The following is a 19,554-nucleotide window of genomic DNA, read 5'->3' as shown; positions in this document are numbered from 1 at the left end:
CGGGCCGGGTCCGGCAGCACGCCGGACCCGGCCCTCGGCCGTACTCAGGTCACTTCTTGCGGCGGCGGCCCTTCTGCGCCTTGCGGCGCTCCGCGCGCGTCATGCCGTCCGCGGAGGAGCGGACCGGGGTGCCGTCCTCGTCCTGGTTGCTGAAGTCGCCCTCCACGACGCCGCCTTCGCCGTCCACCGTGGGGGCCGAGAAGTGCAGCCGGTCCGGGCGCTGCGGTGCGTCGAGGCCCTTGGCGCGGATCTCCGGCCGGGCGCCCGCGGGCACCGCGTCCTGCGGAGTGTCCTTGCTGAGCGAGGTGCGCTCGGCCGCGTCGACGGGGACCTCCTCGACCTGCTGCTCGACCTGGACCTCCAAGTTGAACAGGTAGCCGACGGACTCCTCCTTGATGCCCTCCATCATCGCGGTGAACATGTCGAAGCCCTCGCGCTGGTACTCGACCAGCGGGTCCTTCTGGGCCATCGCCCGCAGGCCGATGCCCTCCTGCAGGTAGTCCATCTCGTAGAGGTGCTCACGCCACTTGCGGTCCAGGACCGACAGGACGACGCGGCGCTCCAGCTCACGCATGATCTCCGAGCCGAGCTGCTCCTCACGGGCCTCGTACTGCTCGTGGATGTCGTCCTTGATGGACTCGCCGATGAACTCGGCGGTCAGGCCCGCCCGGTCGCCCGCGGCGTCCTCCAGGTCCTCCACGGTGACCTTCACCGGGTAGAGCTGCTTGAAGGCGCCCCACAGCCGGTCCAGGTCCCACTCCTCGGCGAAGCCTTCCGCGGTCTCCGCCTGGATGTACGCGTCGATGGTGTCGTCCATGAAGTGCTGGATCTGCTCGTGCAGGTCCTCGCCCTCGAGGACGCGGCGGCGCTCGCCGTAGATGACCTCACGCTGGCGGTTGAGCACCTCGTCGTACTTCAGGACGTTCTTACGCGTCTCGAAGTTCTGCTGCTCGACCTGGGACTGGGCGGAGGCGATGGCGCGGGTGACCATCTTGTTCTCGATCGGGACGTCGTCCGGGACATTGGCCATGGCCATGACGCGCTCGACCATCTGGGCCTTGAACAGACGCATCAGGTCGTCGCCCAGGGACAGATAGAAACGGGACTCGCCCGGGTCCCCCTGTCGGCCGGAACGGCCGCGCAGCTGGTTGTCGATACGGCGCGACTCGTGGCGCTCGGTGCCGAGCACATACAGGCCGCCGAGCTCGGTGACCTCGTCGTGCTCCGCCTGGACCGCCTGCTCGGCCTTCTCCAGGGCGGCCGGAAGCGCCGCCGCCCACTCCTCGATGTGCTCCTCCGGGTCCAGGCCCTGCTGGCGAAGCGCGGCCTCGGCGAGGTCCTCCGGATTGCCGCCGAGCTTGATGTCGGTGCCTCGGCCGGCCATGTTCGTCGCGACGGTGACCGAGCCCTTGCGGCCCGCCTGGGCGACGATGACGGCCTCGCGGTCGTGCTGCTTGGCGTTGAGCACCTCGTGCGGGACGCCGCGCTTGGACAGCTGCTGGGAGAGGTACTCGGACTTCTCGACGGAGGTCGTGCCGACCAGGATCGGCTGCCCCTGGCCGTGCTTCTCGACGATGTCGTCGACGACGGCGTCGAACTTCGCCTTCTCGGTGCGGTAGATCAGGTCCGACTGGTCCATGCGGATCATCGGCCGGTTCGTCGGGATCGGCACCACACCCAGCTTGTAGATCTGCTGGAACTCGGCGGCCTCCGTCATCGCCGTACCGGTCATGCCGGACAGGCCGCTCTTGTAGCCCTCGCGCTTGTAGAGGCGGAAGAAGTTCTGCAGGGTGATCGTGGCGAGCGTCTGGTTCTCGTCCTTGATGTCCACCCCTTCCTTCGCCTCGATGGCCTGGTGCATGCCCTCGTTGTACCGGCGGCCGGCGAGGATACGGCCGGTGTGCTCGTCGACGATCATGACCTCGCCGTCGATGACGACGTAGTCCTTGTCGTTCTTGTAGAGCTCCTTGGCCTTGATGGCGTTGTTCAGATAGCCGACCAGCGGGGTGTTCACCGACTCGTAGAGATTGTCGATGCCCAGCCAGTCCTCGACCTTGGCGACGCCCGACTCGTGGATGGCGACCGTGCGCTTCTTCTCGTCGACCTCGTAGTCGCCGGTCTCCTCGATGCCCTTGAGCTGATTGCCCGCCTCGCCCTTGGTGAGGCGGGTGACGAGCTTGGCGAAGTCGCCGTACCACTTGGTGGCCTGGTCGGCCGGGCCGGAGATGATCAGCGGAGTGCGCGCCTCGTCGACGAGGATCGAGTCGACCTCGTCGACCACCGCGAAGTTGTGGCCGCGCTGGACGAGTTCGTCCTTCGACCAGGCCATGTTGTCGCGCAGGTAGTCGAAGCCGAATTCGTTGTTCGTGCCGTAGGTGATGTCGCAGTTGTACTGCTCGCGGCGCTGGGCCGGGGTCATGTTGGCGATGATGCAGCCGACGGTGAGGCCCAGGAACTTGTGGACGCGGCCCATCATCTCGGAGTCGCGCTCGGCCAGGTAGTCGTTGACCGTGATGAGGTGAACGCCCTTGCCCGAGAGGGCGTTGAGATACGTCGGCAGGGTGCCGACCAGGGTCTTGCCCTCACCGGTCTTCATCTCCGCCACGTAACCGAGGTGCAGGGCGGCGCCGCCCATGATCTGCACGTCGTAGTGCCGCTGGCCCAGGACGCGCTTGGCGGCCTCGCGGACGGTGGCGAACGCCTCCGGGAGCAGGTCGTCCAGGCTCTCGCCGTCGGCCAGGCGCTCCTTGTACTCGTCGGTCAGGGCGCGCAGCTCGGCGTCGGAGAGGTCGGCGAAGTCCTCTTCGATGGAGTTGACCTGGTCCGCGATGCGGTGCAGTTTGCGCAGGATCTTTCCTTCGCCTGCACGCATGATCTTGTTGAAGACGGACACGAGGGTTGGTCTCCTTGCCGGTCGGGCCTGGCGCGGTCGGGTTCTTGAGCGGTGCGGGCACGGCAGGTGGAGCCCACCGCAACGGCCATCGTAAGCGAGGACCCCGCCGCCCCGGGAGGTCCGGCCCACAAGGCGACGGCCACGGCCCGTGTGAACCCCTCAGCACAACGTCCGGCGGCCCGAGAAGGTGCCGGTCCGCAGGAAATTGCTCGCCCGCCGCGACACCGTCGACCACAATCCGTACATGGAGCCGATCACGCTGACCACCGAGCGCCTGGTGCTGCGCACACCTGTCGCGACCGACGCCCCCGCGGTGTTCGAGGCCTGCCAGGACCCCGCCATCCAGCGCTGGACGACCGTGCCGTCGCCCTACGCGCGCGCGGATGCCGAAATCTTCACCGAGCGCCTGGTACCGGACGGCTGGCGGGACTCGACCATGTACACCCTGGCGGCCTTCCTGCGCGACGCCCCGCAGGACCCGGCCCGGTCGTCCGGGGAGATCGTCGTCATGCTGGGGCTCACCGCGCGCGGGACGGGCGTTTTCGAGCTCGGCTTCTGGGCCCACCCGCACCACCGGGGCAACGGCTACACGGTCGAGGCCGCCGACGCCTTCTGCCGCTGGGGCATGCAGCACCAGCGCATGGACCGGATCGAATGGCGTGCGGAGGTCGGCAACCACGCCTCGCGCGCCGTCGCCGAGAAGACCGGTTTCACCTTCGAGGGCACCCTGCGCTCCGCGATCCTGAACCACGGCACCTGGCGGGACTGCTGGATCAGCTCGCTGCTCCCCGCCGATCTCGGACTCCCGTCCCACGCGCCGTACTTGCCGACTCGCGCCTGACGCGCTCGCACCCCGCAGGCCGCCGCGCACCGGCTCCCGGCGGGACTTTTCGCAGCCCGCACCCGACTGTCAGTGCCGGGATCTACGGTACGAACATGACGTCCGCCGCACCTGCTCCCGAAGCCTCCCTCTCCGCCGACGAGGCCCGCCGTATCGCACTGCGCGCCCAGGGTTTCCTGGGCGCACCTGACAGACGCGGCGCGGTGCGCGGCATGCTGCGCAGGCTCGGCGCCGTCCAGCTCGACACGATCTCGGTCCTGGCCCGCTCGCACGAGCTCGTCCCGTACGCACGGCTCGGCTCCGTGAGCCGCCCGGCGGTGGAGTCGGCCTACTGGACGGCGAGCGGCACGGGCCCGCCCCACACCTTCGAGTACTGGTCGCACGCGGCCTGCATCCTGCCCGTCGAGGAGTGGCCGCACTTCGCCTTCCGCCGCCGCGCCTACCGCAAGACGCCGCACTGGCACCACGAGCTGAAGGCCTCCGCGTACGACCAGGTGATCAAGCAGCTGCAGGCCGAGGGTCCGCTCACGGCCACGGAGCTCGGCGGCGCGAAGAACAAGGGCGAGTGGTGGGACTGGTCCGAGTCCAAGGTCGCCGTCGAGCGCGCGCTGATGTACGGCGAAGTGGTCTGCACGGAGCGCCGCGGCTGGAAGCGGGTGTACGACCTCGCCGAGCGCGCGATCCCGGACGCCCTGCTGCACGACGACCTGGACGACGCCGAGTGCCTGCGCCGCCTGGTCCGCCAGGCGGGCGAGGCCCTGGGCATCGGCACCCGGGCGGACATCGCGGACTACCACCGGATCAAGTCCGAGCAGTTCGACTCGGTCGTCGCCGATTCGGGTCTGGTGCCGGTGTCGGTGGCGGGCTGGTCAAAGCCGGCCTGGGCCGACCCTGCGGCCCTGGCGAGCACACCGCGCGGCCGGCACCGCACCACGCTCCTGTCGCCGTTCGACTCGCTGATCTGGGAGCGAGCCCGCACGGAGCGCATCTTCGGCTTCACCCACCGCCTCGAGGCATACGTCCCGAGGCAGAAGCGGGTCTACGGCTACTTCGCGATGCCGCTGCTCTCCGGCGGGCGGCTGCACGGCCGCGTCGATCCGGCCCGCGAGGGCAGCACACTGGTGGCCCGGCATGCGTCCCTGGACAGCCCCAAAGCGGTCGAGCCGATGGCCAGGGCGCTGACGGAGGCGGCTTCCTGGGTCGGCTGCTCGGACGTACGGGTGGAGCGGGTCACTCCGCAGGAGCTGCACGCGCCCCTGGTCTCTGCGCTCGACACGGTGTGACCGGACGGCGCAGGCGGTGACGGAGACCGGCGGCGGTCAGCGGCGGCGATCACCGGTGGCCGTCATTCAGCGAATCTCGAGAATCTTTTCCCGCATGGCATAGACCACCGCCTCCATCCGGGAGTGCAACTGCAGTTTCTCCAGGATGTTGCGCACGTGATTCTTGACCGTGTTCTCGGAGATGAACAACTCCTTGGCGATATCACGGTTGTTCATTCCGGTGGCGACCAGCTTCAGGACCTCGAGTTCACGATCGGTGAGCCGCGGCGCCGGCACGAGCCGGCGCTCGTCGGTGCGCTGAATCATCGACTTGAACTCGGTCAGCAGTTTCGACGCCATGGACGGGCTGATCTGCGACTGCCCGTCGGCGACCGCGCGGATCGCCGTGGCGACCTCGTCGGTGGAGATCTCCTTCAGCAGGTAGCCGGTGGCGCCCGCCTTGATCGCGTCGTAGAGGTCCGCCTCCTCGTCGCTGATCGTCAACATGATGATCTTGGCGCTGGGGGCCACCTCCTTGATCGAGGTGCACGCCTCGATCCCGCCCCGCTTGGGCATCCGTACATCCATCAGGACGATGTCCGGCAACAGATCGGCGGCCTTGTCGACGGCCTCGGCCCCGTCCGCGGCCTCGCCGATGACCTCGATGTCCTCCTCGTGGGCCAGGACGATCTCCAGTCCGCGGCGGAAGAGCGCATGGTCGTCGACCACCAGCACCCGGATGGGCTCCTTGGCGGTCGCTCCCACGGCCGCGCCGATGCGGTCGACGCCGTCATCGGCCTCGTCACGCATCGGTCCGAAACTGTCCGCCATCGTTCCTCCCCCTGAAGGCCGTGGCCCGATTACAAGTGGCACTCCAACCCGCGCCGACGGCACGCAGGTTGGCCTGCGCACCCATGCTTTCATGCCCGGGCGGCGAACCGGTGCCCGTAGGGGGCGCACCAGGGTGCCCCTGGGGGCGCACAACGCGCTCCAGGGGCACCACGGAAACGTTCACCAGGGGATCAACCGCCGAGTGCGCCGCCCGCGTCCGCGGACTGCACCTTGGTCACCATGGGGTCGGTGTTCAGATGGATGACGCCGTAGTCGTAGGCGTGACGGCGGTAGACGACGCTGGGTTCCTTGGTCTCGGAGTCGATGAACAGATAGAAGTCGTGCCCGACCAACTCCATCTCGTAGAGCGCCTGGTCGAGCGTCATGGGTGCGGCGACGTGGGTCTTCTCGCGGACCACCAGCGGGCCTTCGCCCTGCACCTCGAGGGAACCGACACGCCTCGTCGGCACGCCCTCCTCCGCCTCGTCCGCCACGAGATCGCCCTCGCCGTTCAGTACCGCCGTACCAGGGACCCGGTCTGCGACCTCGGCGGCCGAAATGCGGCCGTTGCCCCGGCGGCTGGAGCGCTTGCTGTGCTGCTTGCGCAGCCGCGCGTCCAGCTTCTCCTGCGCCAGATCGAGCGCCGCATACGGGTCACTTGCCGCCGCCTCCGCGCGGATCACCGGCCCCCGGGTACGGAGTGTGATCTCCACCCGGTCGGAACGATCGGCTTGTCGCGGGTTGGGCTCCTTGGACACCTCGACGTCGAGGCTGATCACCTTGCCGTCGAGCTTCTGGATCTTGTCCAGCTTCAGCTTCTCGGCCACGTGCTTGCGGAACCGCTCGGGCACCTCGGTCTTGCGGCCCTTGACGACGATGTCCACGCAGAACTCCGTTCCCGGATCGCTCCGCTCCGTACGGCGGAGCATCTCCCTCTTGCACCAGGCTCCGGTAGGCGCCGGAGCCTCGGACTCGGTGACTTCCACCTCCTCCTCCCCCGGGGACAAGATCCACACCCCCGCCGGAACGAGTGATTGCAGAAAACCCGTACCGGCATTCCGATATACGAGAGACGGCGTCCCCCCCGTCCACCATTCCTCACAACCGAACATATCTCGACCGGACGGATGCCGTCACCCTCTGACCTGCCATACCTCCGTTCAGGTGTATTCGAACTCTCTCTACCTGCAACGATGCAAGTTCCCTGTCAGTTCCGGTTTATTTCGAAAGAATCCGGTGAGGCTGCGACCACCGCCGCCCTCGTTCGACCCTTTCCCGTCGATTCCCACGTCTGTGCGAGTCGTACCACGCGACCGGCTTCGGCGAGTGACGCACCGGTGGTCATCAGATCGTCGACGACCACGATCCGCCGCCCCGCGAGCAGCCTGGCGGCCCCGGGCGCCAGTTCGAGAGCGCCCCGCAGATTCGCCTGCCGCTCACGGGAGTTGAGCCCCGACTGGTCCGCGACGGCCCGCCGGTGCCGCAAGGCGGACAGAACCGCCGCCGACGTACCCGCGGCGCGCAGTCTCCGTGCGGCGGCGATTGCCATGCGCCGCGTCGGATCGTGCCCGCGCCGGCGCACCGCCCGCCGGACCGACGGCACGGGCACCAGCACCAGCGACCGCTCCGGGCAGGCCCGCCCCGGCCTACGGCGGCCTCGCCGGGCAGGCGGCTGCGCCTCCCCCTCGGCCACCGCGCTCGCGAGCGCTCGCCCCAGTGCGTCCGAAAGCACCATCGCGCCCCGTTCCTTGTGCGCAAGCAACACCGAGCGCACCACATCCACGTACGGGGCCACCGCATGCACCACCGGCAATCCGTCCGGCTCCGGCGCCGGCCTCACACGCCTTGCCTCCTGCCCCCACAACTCCTCACCACACGCCTCGCACAACACCGCACGAGCGCACCCACACCCCGCGCAATCGAGCGGCAACACCAAGTCGGCGACGTCTCTCCAGATCGTCCGCATGCATCCACTGTGCCCACGAACCGGGCATCCCGCCACCCCTGTGGAAAACTCCCGGCGAGGCCCCCAACTCGCCTCTCACCAGGCACGATTCAGCAGACCGACGCCCCGCCCTCAGCAACTCGCCCGGCCGGAAAGCCCCGGGGACTCACCCCGGATAAACCGGAGCCGATCCCTCCTTGACCACCGTCCGCCAGTTCGCCCCCTGAGCGAGGCGCACGATCCCGTCCTCGGAGTGCGCCACCAACGGCAGCCGGTCGTCCTCCGAGGCCGCAATCTCGGTGGCCCCCGTCAGCCCCGGCAGCGTGGGCCCCAGCGAAACGGAGCCGTCGCTCTGCACATAGCGCAGCTGCTGCACCCCGCCGGCCTCCTTGCCCGCCACGACAAGCCGGCTGCCGCCGGCCCAGGACATCGCGGTGACCTCCTCCATCTGCGGTGCGGCCAGGCGCAGTTCCCGCACGTCGACCACCGGGTCGTCCGGGGTGCCCTCGCGCTCGACGCGCCCCACCTTGAGCGACACGGTGTCGTCGTCCTCGACGAGCAGCGCGATCCGCGCACCGTCCGCCGAAACCCGCACGGACTTGATCCGGCCTTCACCGAGGCCGGCGACCTTCACCTCGAGCGGCGATCCCTCTCCCTCGGGCAACCAGAGCAGACGCGGATTCTCGGGATCCTGATCGGCCACCCACAGATCGCCCCGCCCGTCCCAACTGGGCGCCGTCAGACGGTCCTCCTCCTTCTTGGCCTTGCTGCGCACCTTCGTCTGCTCCAGCGCACCACCGGCGAGCAGCGAACCGACGAACAACGACTTGCCGTCGTTCGACACCCCGGCCGCCCGGTCCTCGGCACGCGACACCGCCGCCGTACGGAACTCCTGCTCCCCCGCGCCGAACGGCCCGGACACCGGCTCCACATCGTCGCCATTCCTCGGCATCCGGACCAACTGGCCCTTGTCGTCGACGAAGTACTGGAACGACAGGGTGCCCGCCGTGTGATGCGGCGCCACACCGTCCGCCTGGTCCGCGTCCAGCGCACAGAGCCGCGAGCCGTTGGACCGCTGCAGCTCGATCTCCTCGATGCCCGTGGACGTGAGGTCCTGCAAGGTGAAGAAGAGCTGCGCCGCCATGCTCACGCAGCGGTCCTGCCGTATGCCGTCCGCCTTGCGGTTCAGCGGCACCTTCAGCCGGTTCTGGTCGTCCGGCGAGAGCGACTTGGTGCCCTTCTTCAGAGCCGTACCGGTCGGGAAGCGGGAACTGACCACCGGATCCAGCCAGTCCGTGGGCCCCTCCAGGAGGGACTTCACCGACTGGGTCACCGGGTCTATCCGCTTGCGCAGGTACACCGGGTCCGCCACCAGCGGGGACTGACCGGCACTGGCGCCGTCCGACGACGAACGCGACGCGAAGTAGTACTTGTTGACCGACAGATAGATCCGCTTGAAGTCCGACTCACCGAGCACCACACCCTCCGGCAGGTCCTCGATGCGCCATTCCTCGCCGTCCTTGCTCTTCTGCTTCGTCAGGTGCAGCGTCTCGGCGTACGGTGCCTCGTCCGACTCGTAGGCGCGCTCCTCGTTGATCGTCGCGATCTTGCGGCCGGTGAGGGCGTAGGTGAATCCGCCGCCGTCCCGGTCGTTGCTGGTGCGGTCCGGATCCCTGTTCGGCCCGTCCGCGAGGACAGTGGTGGAACTGCCGGGGCTCCAGCGCTCGGAAGCCTCCTCGGTCAGATACTTGCGGGCCATCGCATAGTCCGCCTCGTCGCTGGTCAGGGCCTCCAGGAAGCCCTCGACGATCTCGGCAGGCGGTGCGCCGTCCCGCGGCGGCACGCCGAAGACGCGCACCTGGGAGTCGCCCTGCGGGGGCGGATCCACGGGCCCGGCGCCCCCGCTGTCGGGCATCGAGGCGCAGCCGGTCAGCAGCACACCGCCACATGTCCAGGCGGCCACGCCCCTGCGCCAGCTGCGCGCACCGCCTCGCCCCGCGGACCGCCCACCCCCGTCAGCCGTCACGGGTCGCCCCTCCCTCGTCGTCCTCCGCGCGGTCGTGTCCCACCTGGCCGCGTCCCGCACCATCGTGTCCCTGGACCGGAATGTCGGTCTCGAGCCCCGTGCCGGCCGTGTCCTGTGCGGCCGCCGGCTGCTCCTTCTCCACGGCGATCACACGCGCGCCGCTGCCCGGCAGCGCCGTCGGATCGACGGTCGGCCGCACCGGCCCGGCACCCCTGCCGCCCCGGATCTCACCCGACTCCCGCCCGGACGAGGCCTGCGCCGGAACCGTGGCCCGCTTGGGAGCACCACCGAGCGGCAGCCCCGCGTCACCGAGCCCGCGATTGCGCCGCGAATCCTCCGGCTCCAGCGGTATCGGAGAGCCCCGCAGAGCCTCGTCCGCCGTGCACGGCAGGGTCAGCCGGAATTGGGATCCGCCGCCCGGCTCGCCCCATGCCTGCAGCCAGCCCCCGTGCAGCCGCGCATCCTCCAGGGCGATCGACAGGCCCAGCCCCGTACCGCCCGTCGTACGCGCACGGGCAGGGTCGGCCCGCCAGAAGCGGTTGAACACCCGTGTCGCCTCGCCCGGCTTCAGGCCGACGCCGTAGTCGCGTACGGCCACGGCGACGGCACCGCCGGCCGACGCGAGCTTGACCACCACATCCTCGCCCTCACCGTGCTCGACGGCGTTCACCACCAAGTTCCGCAGCACTCGCTCCACCCGGCGGGCGTCGGCCTCGGCCACCACCGGCCGCTCGTCGCCGACCATCCGTATGCGGCCGCCCTTGCGCTCGGCCAGCGGCTCCGCGCCGCCGACCACGCGGCGCACCACATCGCGCAGATCCACGGCCTCCGCCTCCAGAGCTGCCGCCCCGGCATCGAAGCGGCTGATCTCGAGCAGATCGGCGAGCAGCGACTCGAAACGGTCCAGCTGATCCGCGAGCAGCTCCGCCGACCGCGCCGTCACCGGGTCGAAGTCGACGCGCGCCTCGTGAATGACGTCCGCGGCCATCCGTACCGTCGTCAGCGGTGTCCGCAGCTCGTGCGACACGTCCGAGACGAAGCGGCGCTGCATCCGGGAGAGATCCTCCAGCTGCTGGATCTTCAGCTGGAGGTTCTGCGCCATCTTGTTGAACGCCTCGCCGAGACGTGCGATGTCGTCCTCGCCGGTGACCTTCATCCGTTCCTGCAGACGCCCGGCCGAGAGCCGCTCGGCGATCCCAGCGGCCATCCGGACCGGCGTGACGATCTGCCGCACCACCAGCCAGGCGATCGCCCCGAGCAGCACGACCACGAAGAGCCCCGCCGTCGCCAGCGTGCCCTTCACCAGGCTCAGCGACTTCTCCTCCTGCGCCAGCGGGAACAGGTAGTACAGCTGGTACGAGTCGCCGTTCACATCCCGCAGGCTCTTGCCGATCACCAGGCCTGGGGCCGAGTCCGCGGTCTTGTCGGTGTGCACGATCCGGGCGAAGCTCTGATACGCACCGTTGCTGCGGTCGACGTCCCTGCGCAGCTCGGTCGGCACGCTGGAGAGCGCATCGACCCCGCCGGAAGCGCGCGGTCCGCGGCCCTTCTCCGCGTCACTGCCCTCGCCGGCGCTCAGCGCCACCACGTGGAATGCGCTCTGCCCGCTGCTGGACAGCTGCACCACCAGCTCCGAGCGCCACAGCGCCGCGTTCTGCTGGGCACCGCCGCCGTCCGGGCTGTCGCCGCCGCCACGACCCGCGGAATTGGCCATGTCCTGGGCGGCCTTGAATCCACCGGTCGCCTGGATCTGCGAGGCCTTCTCCTTGGCGTCGAGCAGGCCGTTGCGCACCTGCCCGATGACGACGAAGCCGAGCAGCAGTACGACACCGAGCGACATCAGCAGGGTCGTCGCCACCACCCGGAGCTGGATGTTCCGCCGCCACAGACGCATCACCGGAAGCAGCGGCCGCCGCACCCAGCGGGTGAACAGGCGCAGCACGGGGCTGCCCTGCACCCCGCCCTGCAGCAGCAGCCCGCTGTCCACGACCCTTCCGAGCCGGGAGGCACGCCCCTTCGGACTCACCGGCGGAACCGGGCGAGACCCCGGCTCCCCCGCCGCCGGAGCAGCTTGCTCCCGGGACACGTCAGCTCGGTCCCGCCTTGTAACCGACACCACGGACGGTCACAACGATCTCCGGGCGCTCCGGATCCTTCTCCACCTTCGACCGCAGCCGCTGCACGTGGACGTTCACCAGGCGAGTGTCCGCAGCATGCCGGTAGCCCCAGACCTGCTCGAGCAACACCTCACGCGTGAACACCTGCCACGGCTTGCGCGCGAGCGCGACAAGCAGGTCGAACTCGAGCGGCGTCAGCGCGATCGACTGTCCGTCCCGCTTCACCGAGTGCCCCGCCACATCGATGACCAGATCACCGATGGCGAGCTGCTCCGGCGCAGGCTCCTCGGAGCGCCGCAGCCGCGCCCGGATCCGGGCGACAAGCTCCTTGGGCTTGAACGGCTTCACGATGTAGTCGTCGGCACCGGACTCGAGACCGACCACCACATCCACGGTGTCGCTCTTGGCCGTCAGCATCACGATCGGCACCCCGGACTCGGCCCTGATCAGGCGGCACACCTCGATGCCGTCCCGGCCGGGAAGCATCAGGTCGAGCAGCACCAGATCCGGCTTGGTCTCCCGGAAGGCAGCCAGCGCCTTGTCGCCGTCCGCCACGAACGACGGTTCAAAACCTTCTCCCCGCAGCACGATGCCGAGCATCTCGGCCAGTGCGGTGTCGTCGTCGACGACAAGGACTCGTCCCTTCATAAACGACATCATCCCATTAGCTAATCGTTACCTGGCGTGACCTGGCACACAGCTCGTCGAGCCGCCCTGCCGTCACGGGCGAAACAGCCCCGAATTCGGTGACGATCGCCGTCACCAACTCGGGTGGCGTCACATCGAACGCCGGGTTGTACGCCTGCGTGCCCAACGGCGCCACAGGACTGCCGCCTCCCGCCTCTGCACCTGCCACGCGCACCCGAGGTGCCGTGAACTCCGTCACTTCCTGTCCCGGCCGCTGCTCGACCTCGATCGCCGCCCCGTCCGCGGCCTCCGGATCGACCGTCGTCACCGGCGCCACCACGATGAACGGCACGTGGTGGTACTTGGCGAGTACGGCAAGCGGATAGCTCCCCACCTTGTTCGCCACAGAACCGTCGGCGGCGATGCGGTCGGCCCCGATCAGCACCGCGTCCACCTCACCCGCCGCGAACAGCGACCCCGCCGCGTTGTCCGCCAGCAGGCTGTACGCCATACCGNCGCCGCGAACAGCGACCCCGCCGCGTTGTCCGCCAGCAGGCTGTACGCCATACCGGAGCGCGCCGCCTCGTACGCCGTAAGCCTTGAACCTTGCAGCAACGGCCGCGTTTCGTCGACCCACAGCCGCTTCAGCCGCCCCGCACGATGGGCTTCGAGCGCCACCGCGAAGGCGGTGCCCTCACCTCCGGACACGAGCCGGCCGGTGTTGCAGTGCGTCAGGATCCGATGGCCTCCGCCCGGCAGCAGCTCGTCCAGGAGCGCCAGACCGTGCCGCGCCATCTCCCGGCTCGCCTCGGCGTCCTCCCGGTGCAGAGCCTGCGCCGCTTCGAGAGCCGCGGCCGCAGCCTGCGCCGAGCCGCCTCCCGAGCACAGCACCGCCCGGTACGCGGCGCGGGCCCGGCGCACACCGCCGGCCAGATTCACCGCTGTCGGCCGCGCGGTGGCGAGCGCGGTCGCGGCCTCGTCCACATCGAAACCCCTGGCCGCTGCGAGCGCGACTCCATAGGCACCGGCGATGCCGAGCAGCGGCGCTCCCCGTACGGCAAGCGTCCGGATCGCCTCGACGAGAGCAGGCGGATCCGTACACACCAGCTCGGCCTCCTCGGCCGGAAGCCGCGTCTGATCGAGAAGCACCAGCACAGGGCCCTCCGGCGACTCCTCCCAGCGGATCGCGGCAGGCGCCTTCGCCCCGCTGCTCCCGGGGGATCGTGCGCGCTGATCAGCCATTCGCACAGTCTCCCCCCAACCCGGCGGACAATTGAAGGTGCGCAGCCCTTACGGGGCCCGGCCCACGAACAAGCACGCCATGGCACCATGGCCCCCAACCCACCGCCGCACACGCGGTCGGGCACCGCGAAGGAGCGACGATGAACGACACTCCGGGCTGGGCTTCGCCCGGATCTGCCGCCTCGGACGGAGACAACCAGGGAGTCCCCCGGCCCGCCGAACCAGCCGATCCCCAGGACGCTCCGGCCTCGAAGTGGTCGAAGGACCAGCCGCCCGCCGGCCAATGGTCCGCACCCGGCGCCCAGGGCACCGGCCGGCAGCAGCCTCCTCCGCACGGTCCCGGCCCCGGCCACCCTCAGTGGGGCGGCGGCCCGGCATCCGGTCCGCCACGCGGTGGCTGGGGAGGCGGCTGGGGCGGTCCTCCGCAAGCCGCCAAGCCCGGCGTGATCCCGCTGCGCCCGCTCGGTGTCGGCGAGATCCTCGACGGAGCGGTCTCCACGATGCGAGCGCACTGGCGCACCGTGCTCGGCATCTCGCTCACCGTCGCGATGGTCACGGAGATCATCGTCGTACTGCTGCAGGGGCTCGTCCTGGACTCCCAGGGCAGCACGGACGCCCTCAGCGACCCGAACGCGACCGTCGACGAACTGAGCCGCGCACTGGGCAACTCGCTCATCGAGACCGGAGTCGTCCTGCTGATCTCGCTGCTCGGCACCTTCGTCGTGACAGCGCTGCTCACCATGGTCACCAGCCGAGCCGTCCTCGGTAAGTCCGTGACCAGCGCGGAAGCCTGGCACGACGCCCGGCCCCAGCTGCCCCGGCTGCTCGGCCTCACCTTCCTGCTGCCGCTGCTCGCCGGACTCGTCGTGGGTCTGTGCATGCTCCCGGGCATCCTGATCGCGGCCGCGGCCGGCTCGGACGCCGGCTTCGCCCTGGCCCTGCTCGGCGCCCTCGCCGGCGCCGGACTCGCCGTATGGCTCATGGTCCGCTTCTCCCTCTCGTCCCCGGCCCTGATGCTGGAGAAGCAGAGCATCCGCAAGTCCCTGGGACGCTCCGCCAAGCTGGTCAAGGGCTCCTGGTGGCGGGTGTTCGGCATTCAGCTGCTTGCGGCGATCCTGGTGAACGTCGTGGTGTCGATCATCGTCATCCCCTTCACCTTCCTCGCCGTGGCTCTCAGCGGCGACGGCGTGAGCGGATTCCTCGGCACCGGCGGCGGCGACGTCGGCTGGACCTTCCTGATCGTCAGCGGAATCGGCTCCGTGATCGGCTCGATGCTGGCCTTCCCGATCACGGCCGGAGTGACCGTGCTCCTCTACATCGACCTCCGCATCCGCCGGGAGGCGCTCGACCTCGAACTCGTCCGCGCAGCCGGGCTCTCCGGGCCTGCCGCGGGCACACCCGGCGCCGGGCCCGGGAGTTGACCGGGTGACCTGGGCGGGGGGCTTCCTGGGCACGATGCGTGCACTGCCGACGGCCGGAGACGAACCTCCGGTCACGGTGGGACGCACCCCTGCCCGGGAGGCCGCCGAGCGCGAGCTCTCCCGTCCGCGGTACCACGAGAACGACCCGAGCCTCTTCCAGCGCGCTCTCAACCGCTTCTGGGACTGGGTGGGCGATCTCTTCGACGCCGCCTCGGGCGCAACGCCCGGCGGCGGACTCGGACTTGCCGTGATCTGCCTCGTGGCCGTCGCCCTGGTGGCGCTCCTGTGGTGGCGCCTCGGCCGTCCCGAACGGACCGCCACCCCCTCGTCCGCCCTCTTCGACGAACGTCCGCGCACTGCCGCGGAACATCGGGCGGCCGCCGAGGCGCACGCCGCGGACCGACGCTGGAGCCAGGCCGTACAGGAACGGATGCGCGCCGTCGTACGGGGACTCGAGGAGCGCGCCCTCCTGGACCCCCGCCCCGGCCGCACGGCCGACGAGGCCGCCACCGAAGCCGGCCGCTCCCTCCCGGCGCACGCCACCCGACTCGGCGCGGCCGCCCGCGACTTCGACGACATCACATACGGCGGACGCACCGCCGACGAGGCCGCGTACCTGCGGTTGTACGAACTCGACCGCGACGTGGAGAAGGCGAAGCCCGAGCTCGCCGAGGCCCGCCACGGAGCCGCCGAGTGACCGGATCCGCACCCGCATCGACCTCCGCCTCCCCGACCGCACGTCAGGTGTGGACCCGTGGCCGTGGAATCCTGCTCGCCCTCACCCTCCTCCTGGTCGCCGGTGTCGGCATCGCCGCCGTCCGCTCGGGCGGCGAGCACGGCCGGCTCGATCCACGCTCCGCGGATCCGAACGGAAGCCTGGCCGTGGCCGAACTCCTCGCCAAACGCGGCGTGTCCACCCGCGTGGTCACCTCCACCGCCCAGGCCGCCCGCGCCACCGGTCCCGATACCACCCTGCTGGTCGCGGCCCCCGATGCACTCACCGGCAGCCAGCAGTCGACGCTGCGCTCCGCCACCGAGAACTCCGGTGGCCGAACCATCCTGCTCGCGCCCGGCGCCCCTTCCCTCCACCACCTCGCCCCGGGCGTGGAGGCAGCACCCCCCAGTGTCGAGACCACCCTGGAACCCGGCTGCCCGCTCCCGGAGGCACGCCGCGCCGGCAGCGCCGAAACCGGAGGCGCCCGTTACGACACAGACCGGCTCGGAACCACCTCCTGCTACGTCAGTGACGGCCTCCCCACCCTCCTTCGCCTGCCGGACGAGACCGGCAAGGGCGACACCGTCCTGATCGGCGCGGCCGACATCCTCCACAACGACCGGCTCGACGACGAGGGCAACGCCTCGCTCGCTCTCCAACTCCTCGGCTCCCGCCCACATCTGGTCTGGTACCTCCCCTCACTCTCCGATGCCGCCGCCGAGGACGACGGCGGCGAAAGCAGCTTCTTCGACCTCATCCCGGACGGCTGGCGGTGGGGCGCTCTGCAGCTCACCATCGCCGCAGCCCTCGCCGCCTTGTGGCGAAGCCGACGCCTGGGCCCCCTGGTACCCGAGCAACTGCCGGTCGCCGTACGCGCCTCCGAGACGGTCGAAGGCCGTGCCCGCCTCTACCGCAAGGCCAAAGCGCGTGAACGCGCCGCAACCGCACTGCGCTCCGCCACCAGGTCCCGACTCGCCCCTCTGGTCGGCCTGCCACCGGCCCGTGCACAGTCCCCGGAATCGCTGCTCCCCGCGCTCTCCGCTCAACTGTCCGACAGCAGCACCGACCTGCAGTCCCTGCTCTTCGGACCGCCCCCGCCGCACGATGCGGCTCTCGTCGCCCTGGCCGACCAACTCGACGCCCTCGAAAGAGAGGTACGCACGTCATGAGCGCCCCGATCACCGACAGCCCCGGGAACGCGGACCACGCCCGCTCCGCTCTGGAGGCCCTGCGCGCCGAGATCGCCAAGGCTGTGGTCGGCCAGGATCCCGCGGTGACAGGACTGGTCGTCGCGCTCCTCTGCCGAGGCCACGTCCTCCTCGAAGGCGTACCCGGCGTCGCCAAGACCCTCCTGGTCCGCGCCTTCGCCACCGCCCTTCGACTCGACACCAAACGCATCCAGTTCACCCCCGACCTGATGCCCAGCGACGTCACGGGCTCCCTCGTCTACGACGCCCGCACCGCCGAGTTCTCCTTCCAGCCCGGCCCCGTCTTCACCAACCTCCTCCTCGCGGACGAGATCAACCGCACCCCGCCCAAGACCCAGTCATCCCTCCTCGAGGCGATGGAGGAACGCCAGGTCACCGTCGACGGAGCCCCTCGACCTCTCCCTGAACCCTTCCTGGTCGCCGCCACCCAGAACCCGGTCGAATACGAGGGCACCTACCCGCTCCCCGAGGCTCAGCTCGACCGCTTCCTCCTCAAACTCAACGTCCCCCTCCCCTCACGCCAGGACGAGATCTCCGTCCTCACCCGTCACAGCGAGGGCTTCAACCCCCGCGACCTCGCTGCCGCCGGCCTGCACCCCGTCACCGGCCCCGCCGACCTGGAGACAGCACGGGACGCAGTGGCCAAGACCTCGGTCTCCCCCGAAATCACCGGCTACGTCGTCGATATCTGCCGTGCCACTCGCGAATCCCCGTCCCTCACTCTCGGCGTCTCTCCCCGCGGAGCCACCGCACTGCTCTCCACCGCCCGGGCCTGGGCCTGGCTCACGGGCCGCGACTACGTGTCGCCCGACGATGTGAAAGCCCTGGCCCTCCCCACACTCCGCCACCGCATCCAACTACGCCCCGAGGCCGAGATGGAGGGAGTCACCGCTGACTCCGTCATCAACTCGATCCTGGCGAACGTCCCCGTACCCCGCTGATCCGAGGATCCATGGCACTCACAGGACGCGCCGCCCTGCTGGCGGCCCTCGGCACTCTCCCAGTGGGCTTCTTCGCTCCCAGCTGGACGGGCATCCTCGCCGTCAACATCCCTCTCTCGCTCGCAATGATGTGCGACTACACCATGGCCGCACCAGTGCGAACGCTCCGTTTCACCCGTACCGGCGACACGTCAGTTCGACAGGGTGACGCGGCGCGGACAGACCTCCTGGTCACCAACCCCTCCGGCCGCCGCCTGCGTGCCGAGCTTCGCGACGCCTGGCCACCCAGCAGCTGGACGTCCGAGACCGAATCCGCAGGCGCACATCACCGGCTCACGGTCCCGGCAGGCGAACGCCGGCGCATCTCGACCCTGCTGCGCCCAACCCGCCTCGGGGACCGCCACGCCGACCGGGTAACCGTGCGCTCCTTCGGGCCGCTCGGCCTCATGGCCCGCCAGGGCAGCCATCGCATCCCCGGAACGGTCCGCGTCCTCCCGCCGTTCCACAGCCGCAAGCATCTGCCATCACGCCTCGCCCGCCTGCGCGAACTCGACGGCCGTACCAGCGTCCTGACGCGTGGCGAAGGCACCGAGTTCGACAGCCTCCGCGACTACATCCCCGGTGACGACACCCGATCCATCGACTGGCGAGCCACAGCACGCCGTACGACCGTGGCCGTACGCACCTGGCGCCCGGAGCGCGACCGCCACATCCTTCTGGTCCTGGACACGGGACGTACCTCGGCCGGGCGGGTGGGCGACATTCCTCGCCTCGACGCCTCCATGGACGCTGCGCTGCTCCTGGCCGCACTGGCTTCACGCGCCGGCGACCGAGTGGACCTCCTCGCCTACGACCGCCGCATCAGAGCCTTGGTCCAGGGCCGCGCCTCCGGCGAGCTCCTGCTGGCCCTGGTGAACGCCATGGCGCCGCTCGAGCCCGAGCTCGTGGAAACCGACGCCCGGGGCCTCACCGCCACCGCCCTGCACACAGCTCCACGCCGCTCGCTCGTCGTACTCCTCACCAGCCTCGACGCGGCTCCCGTCGAGGAGGGCCTCCTCCCCGTACTGTCCCGGCTGACCAAACGGCACACCGTCGTCGTCGCCTCGGTGGCCGACACCCGCATCGAGCAGATGGCCGCCGCCCGCGGCGACACGGACAGCGTGTACGAGGCTGCCGCAGCAGCACAGGCCCAGTCCGAACGCCGACGCACAGCTGACCAACTGATGCGTCGTGGGGTCACGGTCGTCGACGCGACCCCTGAAGACCTCGCCCCGACCTTGGCCGACACCTATCTGGCTCTGAAGGCGACAGGCCGGCTCTGAGCCTCAGAAGCCTCTGAGCCTCAGAAGCCCTGGAAATGCAGAAAGCCCCGCACCATACGGTGCGGGGCTTTCCCACAATGAGTTCGGCGGCGTCCTACTCTCCCACAGGGTCCCCCCTGCAGTACCATCGGCGCTGTAAGGCTTAGCTTCCGGGTTCGGAATG

At 70.0% G+C, this 19,554-nt stretch carries 14 protein-coding genes, 1 rRNA gene and 2 pseudogenes; 7 read left to right on the top strand and 10 right to left on the bottom strand.

All coding sequences use genetic code 11. The features are described 5' to 3' along the window. Positions 1-49: 49 nt before the first annotated feature. On the bottom strand, positions 50-2,893 hold the full coding sequence (gene secA / locus DY218_RS17755) for a preprotein translocase subunit SecA (protein WP_128557037.1): 2,844 nt from the start codon (positions 2,891-2,893) through the stop codon (positions 50-52). 244 nt (positions 2,894-3,137) lie between these two features. Between secA and DY218_RS17750 the strand changes: the two genes are divergently transcribed. Together DY218_RS17750 and DY218_RS17745 are read left to right on the top strand one after the other, a co-directional pair. Beyond that, positions 3,138-3,734, top strand: a complete 597-nt coding sequence (locus tag DY218_RS17750; protein WP_128557036.1) for a GNAT family N-acetyltransferase — start codon at positions 3,138-3,140, stop codon at positions 3,732-3,734. A 95-nt stretch (positions 3,735-3,829) separates the two neighbouring features. Further along, positions 3,830-5,017, top strand: coding sequence for a winged helix-turn-helix domain-containing protein (locus DY218_RS17745; RefSeq protein ID WP_128557035.1), 1,188 nt, complete (start codon positions 3,830-3,832; stop codon positions 5,015-5,017). 66 nt (positions 5,018-5,083) lie between these two features. Here DY218_RS17745 and DY218_RS17740 read toward each other — a convergent pair whose 3' ends face one another. The 8 genes and pseudogenes from DY218_RS17740 to DY218_RS35215 form a co-directional block, all read right to left on the bottom strand. Next, positions 5,084-5,827: a response regulator gene (locus DY218_RS17740; RefSeq protein ID WP_128557034.1), complete on the bottom strand. Its 744-nt coding sequence runs from the start codon at positions 5,825-5,827 to the stop codon at positions 5,084-5,086. Positions 5,828-6,018: 191 nt separating this feature from the next. Further along, positions 6,019-6,711: a ribosome hibernation-promoting factor, HPF/YfiA family gene (hpf, locus tag DY218_RS17735; protein WP_233521665.1), complete on the bottom strand. Its 693-nt coding sequence runs from the start codon at positions 6,709-6,711 to the stop codon at positions 6,019-6,021. Between the two features lie 323 nt (positions 6,712-7,034). Continuing rightward, complete coding sequence (locus DY218_RS17730; RefSeq protein WP_128557032.1) at positions 7,035-7,793, bottom strand: ComF family protein; 759 nt, start codon at positions 7,791-7,793, stop codon at positions 7,035-7,037. 145 nt (positions 7,794-7,938) lie between these two features. Beyond that, positions 7,939-9,687 (bottom strand): LpqB family beta-propeller domain-containing protein, encoded by a 1,749-nt coding sequence (locus tag DY218_RS17725; protein ID WP_128557039.1) that lies wholly within the window; start codon positions 9,685-9,687, stop codon positions 7,939-7,941. 100 nt (positions 9,688-9,787) lie between these two features. Next, complete coding sequence (gene mtrB, locus DY218_RS17720) at positions 9,788-11,884, bottom strand: MtrAB system histidine kinase MtrB (protein ID WP_128557031.1); 2,097 nt, start codon at positions 11,882-11,884, stop codon at positions 9,788-9,790. A 1-nt stretch (position 11,885) separates the two neighbouring features. After that, positions 11,886-12,575 (bottom strand): two-component system response regulator MtrA, encoded by a 690-nt coding sequence (gene mtrA / locus DY218_RS17715; RefSeq protein ID WP_015659998.1) that lies wholly within the window; start codon positions 12,573-12,575, stop codon positions 11,886-11,888. A 4-nt stretch (positions 12,576-12,579) separates the two neighbouring features. After that, positions 12,580-13,057, bottom strand: a pseudogene (locus DY218_RS35220) (S-methyl-5-thioribose-1-phosphate isomerase); the annotation flags it as partial. Position 13,058: 1 nt separating this feature from the next. Continuing rightward, positions 13,059-13,784: pseudogene (locus tag DY218_RS35215) on the bottom strand (S-methyl-5-thioribose-1-phosphate isomerase); the annotation flags it as partial. Between the two features lie 140 nt (positions 13,785-13,924). Here DY218_RS35215 and DY218_RS17705 point away from each other — a divergent pair. The 5 genes from DY218_RS17705 to DY218_RS17685 are packed head-to-tail and all read left to right on the top strand — an operon-like array spanning position 13,925 to position 19,391. Beyond that, positions 13,925-15,205: a glycerophosphoryl diester phosphodiesterase membrane domain-containing protein gene (locus DY218_RS17705; protein WP_128557030.1), complete on the top strand. Its 1,281-nt coding sequence runs from the start codon at positions 13,925-13,927 to the stop codon at positions 15,203-15,205. 4 nt (positions 15,206-15,209) lie between these two features. Next, positions 15,210-15,902 carry a DUF4129 domain-containing protein gene (locus tag DY218_RS17700; protein WP_407703647.1) on the top strand — a complete coding sequence of 231 codons (693 nt, stop codon included), beginning with the start codon at positions 15,210-15,212 and terminating at the stop codon, positions 15,900-15,902. Further along, positions 15,899-17,089, top strand: coding sequence for a DUF4350 domain-containing protein (locus DY218_RS17695; protein WP_128557029.1), 1,191 nt, complete (start codon positions 15,899-15,901; stop codon positions 17,087-17,089). Before DY218_RS17700 ends, DY218_RS17695 begins: the two co-directional genes overlap by 4 nt. Next, positions 17,086-18,069, top strand: coding sequence for an AAA family ATPase (locus tag DY218_RS17690; protein ID WP_128557028.1), 984 nt, complete (start codon positions 17,086-17,088; stop codon positions 18,067-18,069). The genes DY218_RS17695 and DY218_RS17690 overlap by 4 nt, the downstream gene beginning before the upstream one ends. Before the next feature lie 11 nt (positions 18,070-18,080). Further along, positions 18,081-19,391, top strand: a complete 1,311-nt coding sequence (locus DY218_RS17685; RefSeq protein ID WP_128557027.1) for a DUF58 domain-containing protein — start codon at positions 18,081-18,083, stop codon at positions 19,389-19,391. An 81-nt stretch (positions 19,392-19,472) separates the two neighbouring features. On the opposite strand, the gene rrf is transcribed toward DY218_RS17685, so the two are convergent. Next, a 5S ribosomal RNA gene (gene rrf, locus DY218_RS17680) occupies positions 19,473-19,554 on the bottom strand; the annotation flags it as partial.

This window comes from Streptomyces triticagri, from assembly GCF_003429565.1.
GTDB classification, from domain to species: Bacteria; Actinomycetota; Actinomycetes; order Streptomycetales; family Streptomycetaceae; genus Streptomyces; species Streptomyces triticagri.
This window is presented reverse-complemented; position numbering and strand designations above follow the sequence as displayed.